The organism is Bacillus swezeyi (assembly GCF_001969815.1).
GTDB lineage: Bacteria > Bacillota > Bacilli > Bacillales > Bacillaceae > Bacillus > Bacillus swezeyi.
In genome coordinates, this window is record NZ_MRBK01000001.1 from 213315 (window position 1) to 227792 (window position 14478).

The 14478-nt window shown below is 45.2% G+C and carries 12 protein-coding genes and 1 pseudogene; 10 read left to right on the forward strand and 3 right to left on the reverse strand.

From position 1 onward, the window contains the following. Positions 1 to 3 precede the first annotated feature (3 nt). The gene (locus BTA30_RS01070; RefSeq protein ID WP_076758190.1) at positions 4 to 450 is read right to left on the reverse strand and encodes a NucA/NucB deoxyribonuclease domain-containing protein; all 447 of its coding nucleotides are present in this window, start codon (positions 448 to 450) and stop codon (positions 4 to 6) included. Positions 451 to 756: 306 nt separating this feature from the next. Here BTA30_RS01070 and BTA30_RS23285 point away from each other — a divergent pair, with 306 nt between their 5' ends. From BTA30_RS23285 to BTA30_RS01080, 3 genes are read left to right on the forward strand one after another with little or no spacing between them, the layout of a single operon-like run. Next, positions 757 to 927, forward strand: coding sequence for a hypothetical protein (locus BTA30_RS23285; RefSeq protein WP_164470202.1), 171 nt, complete (start codon positions 757 to 759; stop codon positions 925 to 927). A 5-nt stretch (positions 928 to 932) separates the two neighbouring features. Beyond that, positions 933 to 1745, forward strand: coding sequence for a serine/threonine protein kinase (locus tag BTA30_RS01075; RefSeq protein WP_083696890.1), 813 nt, complete (start codon positions 933 to 935; stop codon positions 1743 to 1745). 20 nt (positions 1746 to 1765) lie between these two features. Next, entirely contained in the window at positions 1766 to 3277 is a 1512-nt protein-coding gene (locus BTA30_RS01080) for an FAD-dependent monooxygenase (protein ID WP_076758192.1), read from the forward strand. 382 nt (positions 3278 to 3659) lie between these two features. On the opposite strand, the gene BTA30_RS01085 is transcribed toward BTA30_RS01080, so the two are convergent. Continuing rightward, entirely contained in the window at positions 3660 to 4037 is a 378-nt protein-coding gene (locus BTA30_RS01085) for a winged helix-turn-helix transcriptional regulator (protein WP_076758194.1), read from the reverse strand. A gap of 140 nt (positions 4038 to 4177) precedes the next feature. Between BTA30_RS01085 and BTA30_RS01090 the strand changes: the two genes are divergently transcribed. Further along, positions 4178 to 4696: a DJ-1/PfpI family protein gene (locus BTA30_RS01090; RefSeq protein ID WP_076758196.1), complete on the forward strand. Its 519-nt coding sequence runs from the start codon at positions 4178 to 4180 to the stop codon at positions 4694 to 4696. A 237-nt stretch (positions 4697 to 4933) separates the two neighbouring features. Here the strand turns inward: BTA30_RS01090 and BTA30_RS01095 are convergent, their stop codons facing one another. Continuing rightward, positions 4934 to 5677: a ribonuclease YeeF family protein gene (locus BTA30_RS01095; protein ID WP_076758198.1), complete on the reverse strand. Its 744-nt coding sequence runs from the start codon at positions 5675 to 5677 to the stop codon at positions 4934 to 4936. Between the two features lie 446 nt (positions 5678 to 6123). On the opposite strand from BTA30_RS01095, the gene BTA30_RS01100 reads away from it, so the two are divergent. From BTA30_RS01100 to BTA30_RS01125, 6 genes and pseudogenes are all read left to right on the forward strand, one after another. Continuing rightward, positions 6124 to 8214 carry a hydantoinase/oxoprolinase family protein gene (locus BTA30_RS01100; RefSeq protein WP_076758200.1) on the forward strand — a complete coding sequence of 697 codons (2091 nt, stop codon included), beginning with the start codon at positions 6124 to 6126 and terminating at the stop codon, positions 8212 to 8214. Beyond that, positions 8184 to 10176, forward strand: a pseudogene (locus tag BTA30_RS01105) (hydantoinase B/oxoprolinase family protein); the annotation flags it as partial. The gene BTA30_RS01100 and the pseudogene BTA30_RS01105, both read left to right, overlap by 31 nt. 4 nt (positions 10177 to 10180) lie before the next feature. Then, the gene (locus tag BTA30_RS01110; protein ID WP_076758202.1) at positions 10181 to 11263 is read left to right on the forward strand and encodes an ABC transporter substrate-binding protein; all 1083 of its coding nucleotides are present in this window, start codon (positions 10181 to 10183) and stop codon (positions 11261 to 11263) included. 9 nt (positions 11264 to 11272) lie between these two features. Continuing rightward, positions 11273 to 12385, forward strand: a complete 1113-nt coding sequence (locus tag BTA30_RS01115; RefSeq protein ID WP_076758360.1) for an ABC transporter ATP-binding protein — start codon at positions 11273 to 11275, stop codon at positions 12383 to 12385. Beyond that, positions 12372 to 13241, forward strand: a complete 870-nt coding sequence (locus BTA30_RS01120) for an ABC transporter permease (RefSeq protein ID WP_076758204.1) — start codon at positions 12372 to 12374, stop codon at positions 13239 to 13241. The genes BTA30_RS01115 and BTA30_RS01120 overlap by 14 nt, the downstream gene beginning before the upstream one ends. Continuing rightward, positions 13231 to 14043 (forward strand): ABC transporter permease, encoded by an 813-nt coding sequence (locus tag BTA30_RS01125; protein ID WP_239693725.1) that lies wholly within the window; start codon positions 13231 to 13233, stop codon positions 14041 to 14043. The genes BTA30_RS01120 and BTA30_RS01125 overlap by 11 nt, the downstream gene beginning before the upstream one ends. The last annotated feature ends 435 nt before the right edge of the window (positions 14044 to 14478 follow it).

Genomic DNA, 14478 nt, shown 5'->3' on the forward strand with positions numbered 1-14478 from the left:
GTATTATTTGATGTTGAAAAGCACTTTTGTTCCGTCAGGGTAGTCGCTCACCTGATTGCCGACCCAAGACCCCGCTCCGCGGTTATCAGACGGGCTGATATACTCAACCGACGCTCCTGTTCCGCCTTCTTCACACATGGCCATTGGCCATTCGTCACGATCATAGCCTGATTTTGCGGGAACGTCCTTTAATGATTCCTTCCGCCTTTCATCCGCACCGTCCCTGTCAATCGTGCAGATCTTCGAGTGCCCCTTTTTTATGGCGGTTCGAATGTGGACTCCTGTTTCAGGATAGCGATCCGCTGGGAAATCAAGCACTTCATCATAGCCGGAGCTTCTCTTATGCCCGGCGGGCTCGTGTTCTGAAGAAAAGAAATCTCCCGTTGTCATTCCGATGATCACGGCCGCTATTACGACCAAGCCGATCAGCAAAGATTTAATTTTGTCCATTCTTGTTGTCCTGCTTTCTGATAGTTAATCATTCGGCCGCGGCCGAAAATAAACACAACCTTATTATCGTAAAGATGGCCTGAGAAATAAAGGGGAGACTATTAGATTTTCCCTTGAGAAAAAATAGAATTGCCGGGCCTCACAATCTATTTTTAAAAAATCTGCGATAAAAAAGAGGTTTTGAAGATTAAAAATCTAATTTTCTCATAGCAAAGAAAAATATTCATTCAAATCATGCCCCTTATAAAAGGGTGCTGCTCGAATGATATAAAAAAATACAGATCACCGGATAAGGAGCTGATAGATTTGTTTCGCAAGCTATTTAGATCATTGAAAAACAGCGGTTACCGCCGATACAGCAGCAGCGACTACGGGCGGAGGCCTTATAAAAAATACAGCAGCAGCGATTATCGAAAAAAAGGGTATGGCCATCATCATTACAAAAGAAAACATAAGAAATTTTTCAGCAGCAGCTGATTGATGTGAAAGCTTTTATTAGATGGATGTTTGACCGGCCCCTCAAAAAGGGAACCCAAATCTGCGGACGATATCAAATTCGGAATGTGCTCGGGATGGGAAGCTATGGCATCACTTATCTTGCCAGCGAGCTTGGCGGGGGGGATGTCTGTGTTGTCAAACAGCTGCGGCAAACAAAAGTATGGACATCAAGCGGGCGGCGGTCTTTTGATCGGGAAGCTGAAATTTTGCAGGGTTTGGATTTACCTGCGGCGCCCCGGCTTTACGATGTGCATAGAAGCGGGCGCAGCTGGTTTATCGTAATGGAATATGTTGATGGGAAGAATTTCGAAGATTTGATTTTTTATGACGGATGCATATTCGATGAACAGCAAACCATTCTTATATTGCTGGAGGCGCTCCAAATCACCGCTTTGCTTCATTCACGCGGACTGATTCACCGCGACTTGCGAATGCCTAATATTCTTCAGACAGGAGAAGGCATTCGCATCATCGATTACGGGCTGGCATGCCGACTGACCGAGAGCGAAACCGCATTTTACCGACAACCCGAAAAAAGGCTGATGCGATCTGTTTCTGTAAAAAGCGATTTTTATGCGCTGGGGCATTTTGCACTTTTCCTTCTTTATTCCGGGTATATTCCGGCGGCAAAGAAGGAAAAAAGCTGGGAGGAAGAGCTTAGCATTTCGTCCGGTCTAAAGTCTGTTTTGCGAAAAATGCTGCAGATTGATTCACCTTATGAATGCGCGCAGGACATCATCGATGATTTGGCATCCTTAAATATGACTTCCCGTGTAGTAATACAAGAAAATATTTGACCAAAAGGGATGGGTCTTCAATGAATGCAGTTCTAATAACCGGAGCCGGGCCGACAGGATTGGTGCTGGCGCTGTTTTTAGCCCGGAAAGGAGTGCCGCTTCGCATTATTGATAAAAATACAGGCCCTGGCCGGACATCACGGGCAATGGCGGTTCATGCCCGCACCCTTGAGTTCTACCGTCAGCTTGGAATAGCTGAAGAGGCGGTTCAAAAGGGCATTAAAGTCAATGCCGTTCATATACGTCAAGGTCATAAGGAAAAGGGGCGTGTCAATCTTGGGGACATTGGAGAGGGATTAAGCCCGTATCCATTTGTGCTCAGCTTTGCCCAAGACGAGCATGAGCGATTTTTACTTAAGCATCTTATTGCGGCAGGAGTCGAAGTTGAATGGAAAACAGAGCTGGTTTCTTATACGGATAAGGGCGGCTTTGTTGAGGCAGAGATTAGGAAAGAGGAACAAACGGAAGTGATCGAAACGGCCTTTCTCTGCGGCTGCGACGGAGCTCACAGCACTGTACGCCGCGAGCTGGATTTAGGCTTTCCGGGAGGGACGTACGAGCATACTTTTTATGTAGCAGATGTTAAAGCATCAGGCGAAGCTGCTTCAAAGCATGATCTGAATCTTTGTCTTGAGGAAGACGGCTTTTGTATTGTTTTTCCTGTAAGAAGCACCGGCATGAATCGGTTTGTCGGCATTGTGCCCTCTGCTTTGGAAAACAGGGAGGCCCTCTCCTTTAAGGATATCGCCCCCTTTGCAGAAAAGCTTCTGCATGTCAAAGTACATGAAGTCAACTGGTTTTCAACCTATCGCGTTCATCATCGGGTGGCTGATCAGTTCAGAAAAGGGCGTGTCTTTATTTTAGGAGATGCGGGACATATTCACAGTCCTGTCGGCGGTCAAGGGATGAATACAGGTATCGGTGATGCCGTCAATTTAGCATGGAAACTGGCGGGAGTGCTTAATGAACGTGTGGATGAAATAATTTTGGACAGCTATGAGACGGAACGGATTGCATTTGCCCGCTCCCTTGTGGCTACTACTGATCGGGCGTTTCAGGCAGTGGTCGGACAAAATGCCAGGGGAAGGCTGGTTCGGACTGTGCTTATTCCCCGAATTGCACCGTTCTTTCTTCGATTCCCGCCTATAAAAAAGGCGGCTTTTAATAGAGTGTCGCAAATTCGCATTCATTATCGAGACAGCCTACTAAGCATGGGAAAGGCCGGAAAACTTCAAGGCGGAGATCGTCTGCCCTGGATCAGCGTTGGAAGGAATGACAATTTTGAAGCGCTGAAGACCGCCGCTTGGCAGGTTCATATTTATGGGAAGGCAAACCCGGGGCTGTTAACAATCGCTAAACAACACAACCTCCCATTGCATGAGTTTGCATGGAGCAGGGCCAGTGCTAATGCAGGTTTACGGCGCGATGCTCTCTACCTTGTTCGCCCTGACGGATATATTGCTCTTGCAGACAGTGAACAGACTATCAACAAGCTGACAGAGTATCTTTCTAAATTTAAAATCAGGAACTAAATGGCTGCCGATTAGCCGGCAGCCGTATTTTCGATTATTTCATTTTGACTTCTTCAATCAGTTTCCGCAAATCTTCAGCCAGCTTGGCCAGCTCGTTTGCGGAGGCTGAAACCTCTTCCATTGCTGCTCATCTGTAAGGCATGCTGCCGATTTCAAGAAATGTTGGTTTAAAATAAAGTTTGATCATGTTTACTCCTGTGTCGCGCCCTTTTGTGATTTAAGAAAAAAGTTATTTCGCTTGCTGCTTTTTTAACATAAGTAAAAATGAAAACCTCGGCATAAGCCCAGGTTTTTACTCATCAAAATATCTTTTCATTATATTCTGTATAATTTTTGCTAACAGTAAGGTGATTGATTTAAGGAAACGTTCTTGTTATTTTTCTTATTCAAAAAAATTATTTTGTTTAATTTGATCTATTCGTTTTTTTCCCCATTCATACATCATCTCAACGATTGGTAGCAATGTCATTCCAAGCTCAGTCATTGAGTATTCGACTTTTGGAGGAATTTCCGGAATTACTTCTCTATGAACAATGCCATCTTCTATCAGTTCACGTAATTGGTTTGTTAATACCTTATGAGATATTCCTGAGAAAAGTCTTTGGAGTTCGCTGAATCGATGTGGCCCTTCCACACCTAAATGCCACAAAATAACAACTTTCCATTTTCCACTAATAATCGATAAGGTAAGTTCTTTTTCACAATGATAATCATGATTTAATATTCTCTCTTTAATTTCTTCTCTTAATGTATCTGACATAGGGAGTAAACTCCTTTTCTTATAATAGTAACCGTTTGGTAACCTCCGCACAAAAAAGTGCATTCTTCACAAAGCAGAAAAGCGCCGGTAGAATGAATTTATCTTAAGATCAATTTTTTATATTACAGGAGGCAAATGATATGAGCAAAAAAGCTTTATTTATTATACCACCAGAAAGATTTAATGAAGATGAATTATTTCAACCAAAAGAAGCTTTAAAAAATGCGGGAATTGATGTAACTATTGCAAGTACAAAAACAGGTGAAATTACTGGTGACTATCAAGGAAAGACAAACGCTGAAGTGATCTTCTCCGAGGTTTCAGCCACTGATTATGATGCTCTTGCTGTCATAGGGGGATCTGGTACGAACGATCATCTATGGGGAAATCAAGAATTGCTAAGCTGCTTGAAACAAGCTCATAAACAAAATGTTCTTGTAACAGGAATTTGTGCCGGGGCTGTAACTGTAGCTAAAGCAGGGTTACTTACTGGCCGAAAAGCTACTTGCTACCCAGTTGACGTACAAAAGAACGAATTAAAAGCTCATAACGTAGAGTATGTTGAACAACATGTCATAGCGCATGATGATATTATTACAGGCGATGGACCAGATGGTGCAAAAGAATTTGGAAAGAGCCTTGTTGAAGCATTAAGTTAGTTCTTAAATTTAAGTGAAAAACTTGTTTGGATATGAAGCCGTTCGGAAGTTATTCGAACGGCTTCTTTTCATAATTAGGTGAATCAACGTTTTGGTCTTCTGAAGAGCCAGGCTCCTGTATAAAAAATGCCGATTACATCACCCTCTGATTTTTGATCGGCATATAAAAGAATGACAAAACCCTAAAAACTCCGGTGGTAACGGGGTTTTTAGCGGCAGTGTCGCCCAGGTTCTTTATTACGTCCTTGCTTCCTTAGCGGTCGTCAAGGCTTCAGCTTGGTCTTTTTTATATGTCATGTAGCCTTTGACCTGCTGATGTACATCCTTTTTCAGCTTATAGGCTTCGCTTTTCTGGTAAGCTGATGCATTGTAGCGGATGGGAGAGGAGCTTTTTCCTTGACGGGTTGCACCGATTAAGGCGGAGTAGTCGGCGGTAATCATTTGCTGAGCCATTTCAGAGGCTCCGTATTCGTTTTTTAGCAGTTCGTCGAGATCCCCGACGGCTTTAATGGTGTCTTTTCGTTTTTGGTTTGCGGCATTCAGCTGCTGTTTAAATTCATCAGCTGGAAAAGGTTCTAAGGAAATTAAATCGTCGATCTTAACTAAAATATTTTTCAGTTCTTTTTTTTGCGCGGACACCATGTTATAAGAGTGAGTATGGACGTTTACGAGTTCTTGTTCAAGAAACTGAACATCAACAAATGTCTCTCCCGAAAGCCCAGCATTTTCGACAGCATTTGATATCCCGTCCAGAAACTGGATCTGCATATCGGTCAGGTCAAGCCATCCGTCTACGATTCCGGATTGGTCTCTATAAAACGCTTTAATTGTGTCAGCGCCTTTCCCTTGGAAATCTTCATCCAAATCTGCCACGCTTTGAAACGCATTCTTTAAGCTGACGAACTGTTCTCTCAAACTTTTGTAATCATTTGCCCGCTGCTTCATGGCTGATTGTAAAGTTTCCGCTTCATAGACCTTCATTTTTTGTGCCCTTTCTAAGTCTTATTTAGTACAGAGTTTACCACTTTACAGAAAAAAGTTGGGCAAAAATCCTGAATATCCATAAAAATGAATCATTTAGATTAGTTTCAAAAACCTAATGGGAGTTTTAGCATATTACAAATGAATACTTTAGCAGTTCATAGGTCCTGATTCGAGTATGGTGAGTTTAGGATTCAGCTTTTAAAACCAAAACGTCTCCAAGGAAAAGGGCGAGGCCCCTGGTGATAAAATTGTGAAATACTGTGAACAAATCTAATGAAAATGTGATTTTATGGTATCTTAAAATAAAAAATTAAAGAAAAAAGACTTCGAAAAATTTAAAAAGATAAAATTGACTGTCTTCTTTCACTTTATTAGTATTATAGTCAAATATTTTAAAAAGAAGGTATTTTTTGCAGAAACCTTGGGGAAGGGGAAAACTAGAATTGAATGAAGAAGGATACCGGATTGGAATAGATATTGGAGGGACTTTTACTGATCTTTCTTTGCTGAACCTGAAAGATGGCAGCATGACAGCCGTCAAAACACCGACAGTTCCGGAAGATCCTGCTCAGGGGATTATCAATGGGCTGGCGCTTTTAAAGGAGAATGATATTCAGCCGTCGCAGATTCACTATTTTGTACACGGTATGACAATCGGTTTAAACACATTAATACAGCGCAAAGGAGCCAAAATCGCCCTGTTTGTAACAGAAGGCTTCCGTGATATTCTTTCGCTTCAGCGTCTTCGCCTCCCGATTCCGTACGATTTTAGGTCGCGAATGCCGGAGCCGCTTATTCCCCGTAAATACGTATTTCCAATTAAAGAAAGAATGCTTCACGATGGATCTGAGAAGCTGCCGCTTCATTTAGAAGACATTGACGAAGCTGTCGGCAAAGTTTTGAAAGAAGGAATAACCGGAATCGTTGTTTCTTTTCTTCACAGCTACCGGAATCCTGTTCATGAACGTCAAGCTGTTGAGCGAATCAAACAGCAAGCGCCTGGGTTGGAAGTCGCGGCGTCTTCGGAGCTTTGGGCGCAGCTGAGGGAATACGAACGAACTGTCATATCAGTCGCCAATTTATACATAAAGCCTAATGTGCAGCGCTATTTTAACACGCTCAAAGATAGACTCACTGAGGCCGGTATTCCGGCAGAGCCGTTTATTACCCAATCAAACGGAGGGCTGATGGATATTGAAACGGCTGCCTCGGCACCTGTCAAAACGCTTTTCTCAGGTCCGGCGGCAGGTGTTATCGGAGCGATTCGCGCCGCTGAATCCGCCGGCTCAGGAAATGTGATCACGTTTGATGTCGGAGGAACAAGTGCTGATATTTCCATTGTAGAAGAAGGAAAAGCAGCACTGACCCAGTCCAATCAAATTTCGGGCTTCCCGATCACCATTCCGTCTGTTGCGATGTATTCAATTGGAGCAGGCGGTGGGTCTGTTGCTTGGATTGATAATGGCGGACTTTTGAAAGTGGGGCCGGAATCGGCAGGCTCTGACCCGGGCCCAGCATGTTATGGAAAAGGGAAGCGGGCTGCACTGACCGACGCGTTTCTGATTTGCCGTTACTTAAATCCTGATCGGTTTGCATCCGGGAATATGAAGCTTTTCCGGGAGAAATCCGAGCAGGCGCTCATGCCTGTTGCGGAACATTTAGGCACAGATGTGGAGCGGGCTGCCGACCAAATGATTCAGGTCGCTGTTGCCAATATGTATACGGAGTTAAGCAATGTGATGGAGCAGCACGGGTTTGATCCCCGTGAATTTAGTCTGCTGGCATTTGGGGGTGCCGGCCCGGTAACAGCAAATTTTCTGGCGGAAGAAATTCAAGCGAAAAACGTGCTGATTCCCCCGAGTCCCGGCACACTATCCGCTTTAGGGGCTTTAACCGCTGATTTTGTCTATGATGCTGTACTTTCAAGGCAGGTTCTTCTTGACGAACTGGATGCGGACCAATTAAAGGAAGAGTTTTCAAGACTGACAAAACAAGCGGAAAAATGGCTTGCTGAACAACGTGTAGAGGTGCTGACGGAGACATCTCTTTTCTGCTTGCTTGATGCCCGTTATAAAGGGCAGGCATACGAGATTGAACTGCCTGTTTCACAGGTATGTATCGAAGAAAAGAACATACGGGAAATCGCAAAATCCTTTCATCGCATCCATCAGCGTAAATATGGACACAGTGATGAAAAAACGAGCATTGAACTAATGAATTTGCGCGTACGGATCATAGGAAAGACGCCAAAACCTTCAGTAGAAGAAAGCCGCCGAACCGCAGGGCCTAAAGCATTGCCGTTCAGCCGGAGGGCGGTCATGATTAAAGGCAGCATATACCAAGCCGCTGTGTACAACCGCTGTGATCTGCCATGCGGTCAGCGGATTGAAGGGCCGGCCATTATTGAGCAGGATGATTCAACTACGCTGATTTTGCCAAACTGGCAGGGAGCCGCGGATCAATCGGGCAACTTTATCATTGTGCGGAAGGAGAGCGAAAAATCATGCGAACAGATCCTGCCCGGCTGGAAATGATGAGAAGCTATTTTAATGCAATAGCCGCGGGGATGGGGCACGTCATTGAACGGACTTCCTTTACAACATTTGTGAAAGAGTCTGCAGATTTTGCAACTGCTCTTGCAACCCCTGATGGAGAATTCTACGTTTATCCAAAAACAGTTGGTGTGACGATTTTTTTAGGGTTATCGTTAAAACGCGCAATTAAGGAAAGCGGACCGTTTAAACCGGGAGACATTGTCCTGACAAATGATCCTTATTCAACAGACGGCTTGGCGACTCATTTGCCTGATTTACACGTTTTTAAACCGATTTTTAGCGGCGGTGAGATTATCAGTTATGCCTGGGCCTTTGTCCATTGCAGCGATGTAGGCGGAATGGTTCCCGCCAGTATTTCGCCAACGGCGACCGACATCCACCAGGAAGGTTTGAGAATTCCGCCTGTCAAGATTTACAAAGAAGGGAAAGCGGATCGCGATATATTAAGTGTTCTCCGGGCGAACAGCAGAGCGCCGGGATTAAACGAAGGGGACATTAACGCGATGATTGCGGCAGTCAATACAGCGGAAGCCCGATTGAAGGAGATGATCGGGAAGTTTGGAAAAAAAGAAGTTCAGCAGGGAATGGAAGATTTGCTTGAGCAAGCGTCCATAAGGGCCGGCAAAGTCATCGGCCGCATCCCTGAAGGAACGTACAGTTTTTCTGATTATCTTGATGATGATATGGTCTCTGACGTTCCGATCCGCCTTGCTGTTTCCGCAAAGGTTTCCGATGGGAAAATCACACTGGACTTCTCAGACTGTGATCCGCAGGTGCAGACCGCTTTTAATCTTGTTACAAACGGAAGCAAACACTCATTTTTATATCAAGGTTTGATCAATTATATCATTAGTGAAGATCCGTTTATTCCGGTTAACGGGGGACTGACGAGGCCGATTGGCGTCATCGCTCCAAGGGGAACATTGGTCAATCCGGAATACCCCGCCTCAGTGGGGATTCGTCATTCGATCACGATGAGGCTGTATAATGCTGTGCTCGGTGCATTGGCCAAGGCGCTGCCGGAGGACATTCCCGCTGCGGGAGCAGGCCAGTCGGCCATTGTTGTTCTTTCAGCGCCCGATGAATCAGCGGACGGCAGGAAGATGTCTGTTGTGGAACCGATGGGCGGCGGAGGCGGCGGCCAGCATGACATGGACGGCGCAGACGGAATTGACCATGCATCGGGATTTTTAAAAAACACGCCAATCGAAAGTCTTGAGCAGCATATCGACATCCATGTTCATCGTTATGAGCTGATTAAAGATACTGCTGGAGCTGGCTTTCACAGGGGCGGTCATGCGATCGGGCTCGAGTTCGAAATCACCGCATCTGAATCAATGGTAACGGCAAGGGGAATGGAGCGTTTGCGTTTTCAGCCTTGGGGACTTGCAGGCGGAACAGCAGGAGCCCTCGGACGGGTTCGTCTTCATCCAAATGAGCCCCGCGAAAAAATGATTCCTAAAATTGATGTGCTAAAGCTGAAGCAAGGGGACATCCTCAGCATTCATTCACCGGGCGGAGGCGGTTGGGGAGATCCGTTCACAAGGGAACCAGAGCTTATTTTAAGGGAAGTTGAGGCTGGGCTGCTGAGCGAGGATGCAGCCTATCAAAAATACGGTGTGGTACTGAAGAAAAATGGTGAAGGACGCTTTGCCATCGATAAGGAAGAAACAAGCAAAATCAGAAAGAACAGAGCAGGTGAGCACCTGAAACAGTGGGATTTCGGCGTGGCAAGGGAAGCGTACGAAGGGCTATGGACAGAGGAAGCCAGTACTACCCTCGCTCAGCTGCTTCGACAGCTTCCGGCAAATCAAAGATCGCATGTAAAACATTTGGTGCACCGCTATTTTTCAAAAGAAGATCATCGGCTGATCAATACACAGGCTGTTGCAGCTGTTTTTGAGAAACTGGCAGGAAAAAAATAATACGAAAATGGTGAGAAACAATGAAAAGAAACATCTCTGTTTTGTTTATTCTGTCTCTTGTTTTGATGCTTCTGCTTTCCGCTTGCGGCGGAGGCGGCGGCCAGCAAAGCAAAAAATCCGATACAGTCGTTATCGGTGTCTATGGCGGTGATTGGGAAAAATATATAAAGCCGAGCGTTGAAGCATTTGAGAAAGATACGGGACTGAAAGTCAAAGTAGTCTCTGGAACAGACTCTGAGTGGTACACAAAGCTTAAAGCCTCTAATGGCAAAAATGCGCCATACGATCTTTTGATTTTGCAGCCTGATACGATTCAGCGGGCTCAGTCGGCAGACCTGTTGGAGCCTATCGATCAAGAGAAGGTTCCCAATTTAAGCGATTTGTATCGTTCCGTTCAGAAACGCTTTACTTTCGACGGAAAGCAATATGCCGCCGGTTTCAGCATGGGGCAGCTCGGGATTGCTTATCGAAAAGATCTCGTACCGCAGGAGCCGAAGCGGTGGACGGATCTTTGGAACAGCAGCTATCAAGGCCATGTAGCCATCTCCTCTCCAGCATATTCGGCAGGTCTTCAGTTCTTGTCCGGTTTGATTAATGCTCAGGGCGGTTTGGAGTCAAATCAAAGAGATATGAACAAAGCATTCAACAGTTTGGCGGATTTAAAAAAGAATGTAGTAGCCTTTCCTGATAATCCCGGTTCGATTCAAACGCTTCTTGAACGGGGAGACGCCTGGGTAGTTCCATTCTGGGACGGCCGTGCCTTTTCTCTTCAGCACTCAGGGCTTGATTTGGGGTTTGCATATCCTGAAGAAGGTGCTGTGGCAGCTGTCGCGAGCTGGGCTTTAATGAAAGGAAGTCCTAATGAAGAAAATGCCTACAAGCTTCTCAATCATTTAATCAGTCCCGATGTTCAAAAGGACTTTTCTGATAAAACGTATTACGGCATGACCAATAAAAAAGTGAAATACAGCGATGATTTAAAAGGGAAGGTGAAAGTCGGAGAAGCTTATTACAGCAATTTAAAATGGGTGGACTATGAAACTGCAGCAAAAGAATTAGGCGATTGGACAAATCGCTGGAATCAAGTACTAGGCGGAAAATAGGTGACAATCATGAGTGCAATTCAGATTCAGCATGTCAGCCGGCATTTCGGAGATACCATCGCATTAGAAGACGTACAGCTTGAAGTCAAGGAAGGGGAGTTTTTTTCTTTGCTTGGTCCGAGCGGCTGCGGAAAGTCAACACTTCTTAATATCATAGCCGGGTTTCTTCAACCAACTTCTGGTTTTGTATATATAGGAGGAGAAAATATTACTGATTTGCCGCCATATCATCGACATATCGGCATGGTTTTTCAAGACTATGCTTTGTTCCCTCATTTGAATGTTTTTGACAATGTTGCATATGGTTTAAAGGTTCAAAAAATGCCGCGGAAAAAGCTCAAAGAACGGGTAATGGAATGCCTGGCATTAGTCAGGCTTGAAGCGTTTGCAGAGCGAATGCCCCATCAGCTTAGCGGCGGGCAAAAGCAGCGTGTGGCGATTGCCCGTGCATTGGCGGTTCAGCCATCAGTGCTGTTGCTTGATGAGCCGTTAAGCAATCTTGATGCAAAACTGAGAAAAGATATGCAGTTTGAGCTGCGCAGCATTCAAAAGCGTGTCGGCATTACAACGATCCTGGTGACTCACGATCAAGAGGAAGCTTTGAGCTTATCTGACAGGGTTGGAATTCTTGGCGATGGAAAGCTTCAGCAGCTCGGAACCCCATTGGATGTATACCGGACGCCGGCAAATCGGTTTGTTGCGGAGTTTATCGGACAGGTGAATTTGTTTGAGGCTTATTCGGCAGACATGCAGCCTGCTTCATCAGGATATCGATATGAGGTGCCTGGTTTTGAAGTTGATGAAGGTGTACCGCTCTCTATTGAAGTGAGCGGGGAACACGGCCCTTCTGTGTTATTTATGCTGCGCCCCGAACGAATTTCAATTCTTCCCGAAGAGCAAAACGGCCAGTCAAATGGAATGCCAGCTACACTAACGGAGGTTGGCTATATTGGAAATGCGCTCCGGCTGAAAGCGGCTTTAATCAAGGGCGAAATTACCATTCAAGCGCCTGATCCGCAGTTTCCCAGGCTGCCGAAGCCGGGAGATAAAGTTTATATTGACTGGGAGCAGGAAGACCTTGTGCCTCTTGGTTTAAAGGAGGAGCCAAATGGCGGGCGATAACCAAAAACGATTTTATTGGATTTTACTGATGCCTGCGCTTTTGTTTCTCGGCGTTTTCCTCGTCTTTCCGTTTGTCCTCCTGCTGATTTTAAGTTTCAGAGATGTAGACGGGATGATGAATATGCTGGATACGTACAGCTTTTCTCATTACATCGAAGTGTTTACTTCAGACGTCTATTTAAAAACGGTCGGAACGACGCTTTGGACAGCACTGAAAACAACCGTTTTCTGCCTTCTTTTGGCATATCCGGCGGCATATTTGCTCGTTAAGGCGCCAACTCGTAAATGGCGGGCATTGTTTTATATTTTACTTGTTTCCCCGCTGCTCACAAGTGTCGTGATCCGGACGTTTTCCTGGATTGTGCTGCTTTCGCAAAACGGAATCATCAATGAAGCGCTGCTCAGTATGAAGCTGATTGAAAAGCCCCTGCCGCTTTTATGGAATATGAACGCGGTTATCATCGCATATGTTCAGGTCATGCTGCCGTTTGCCGTCTTGCCCCTTGCCGGATCTTTAGGCGAAGTAAAACCGAATCTCAAATATGCTTCAATGAGTCTTGGAGCAGGGCGGCTGCGGACGTTTTTTTGCGTCACGCTGCCCCTGACAATTCCCGGAATAATCACAGGAGCGATGATCGTTTTTTCGCTGGCTGCCGGAAGCTATATTACGCCCCTTTTAGTCGGGGGAAGGATGCAGCCGCTGCTCCCGCTTTCAATCTATCAGCAGGTGATGCAAGTGTTTGATTTGCCGCTTGCGGCTGCCATGTCTTTTACTTTATTGGCCGCTGTATGTGTGATCATTGCTATCCTGGGGATACTCCTCAAACGATGGGAGGCGAGAATGAGTGGGCAGTAGATTGCGCCGCAAGTCCTCAGGGAAGTGGATTGATGTATTCGTTTGGACCACAGGGATTTTCGTTTATCTTTTTTTGGCACTTCCCGTATTTGTCATCGTTCTGTCGGCGTTTAGTCCATCCGAGTATCCGAAATTTCCGCCGTCGGGCTTTTCTCTTCGCTGGTTTGCCGGCGTTTTCAGCAGCGGTGAATGGATGGATTCCATTGGGGTCAGCTGCCTGCTGCTAATGATTGTGACGCCGCTTACGGTCATCCTTGGAACCGCAGCCTCCTATGCTTTGGCAAGACTCCAGTTTCCGGGCAAGGATGCGATTCAATCTTTTATTTTATCTCCGCTGATGATTCCCCAAATTGTTTTGGGAGTGGCTCTTCTTTATTTGTTCACAATGATGGGGATGAACGGAAGTGTCGCGGGGCTGGTGATCGGACACATGCTGATCAGTCTCCCATATGTGGTCCGGACGGTCGGAGTCAGCGTGTCGAATTTGGATCCAAAGCTCGAGCAGGCTTCCATGAACCTTGGAGCAGGACCTGTCCAAACCTTTTTGAACGTGTCCCTGCCGCTGATGAAACCGGGCATGATTGCGGGAGCGGTGTTTTCTGCTGTGACGTCATTTGGAGAAATCTCAATCAGCCTTTTTGTATCTTCACCAACGGTTACACCCGTACCGATCAGAACGTTCAGCTACATTGAGCAGACATTTGATCCGAGCGTCAACGCCATTTCTGTCATATTTATTGTGATTTCCGTCATTGCGCTGATGATCATTGAGCGGACGATCGGGCTTTCAAAAACGATGTAGGACAGTTTTTTGATTTAAGGCAAGCAGTCTGCTTGTCTTTTTTGTTTTTGTAAAAGGATTGACAATCACGCATCAAATAAGTAGTTTGCCGGTAGTTGTTTAATATAGTTTAAGTTCTACCTATGATTCTTTTTCTATAAAGTAAGAAGGGATACATGGCGGGACCAATATCTGTATGACCTTTAAAAATTTTGTGAAATAAAATACCAAAAAAATATATTATAAAAATAATTTCACCCAAATTTTAAGAAATGTTAATAAAAAATGAAACTGCCATTGGAAATATGCGGGTTAAAACGATTCTTTTTCGTTTTCCCGCATCTTTTTTTAGAAATTTCGGAATCGCGCATCAATCTTTTCGCCTACTCTTCGGTATCCCGCATGAATCTTTTCACCTATTTTTCGGTGAAAAAAACAAATTTTTCATTTAAAGTG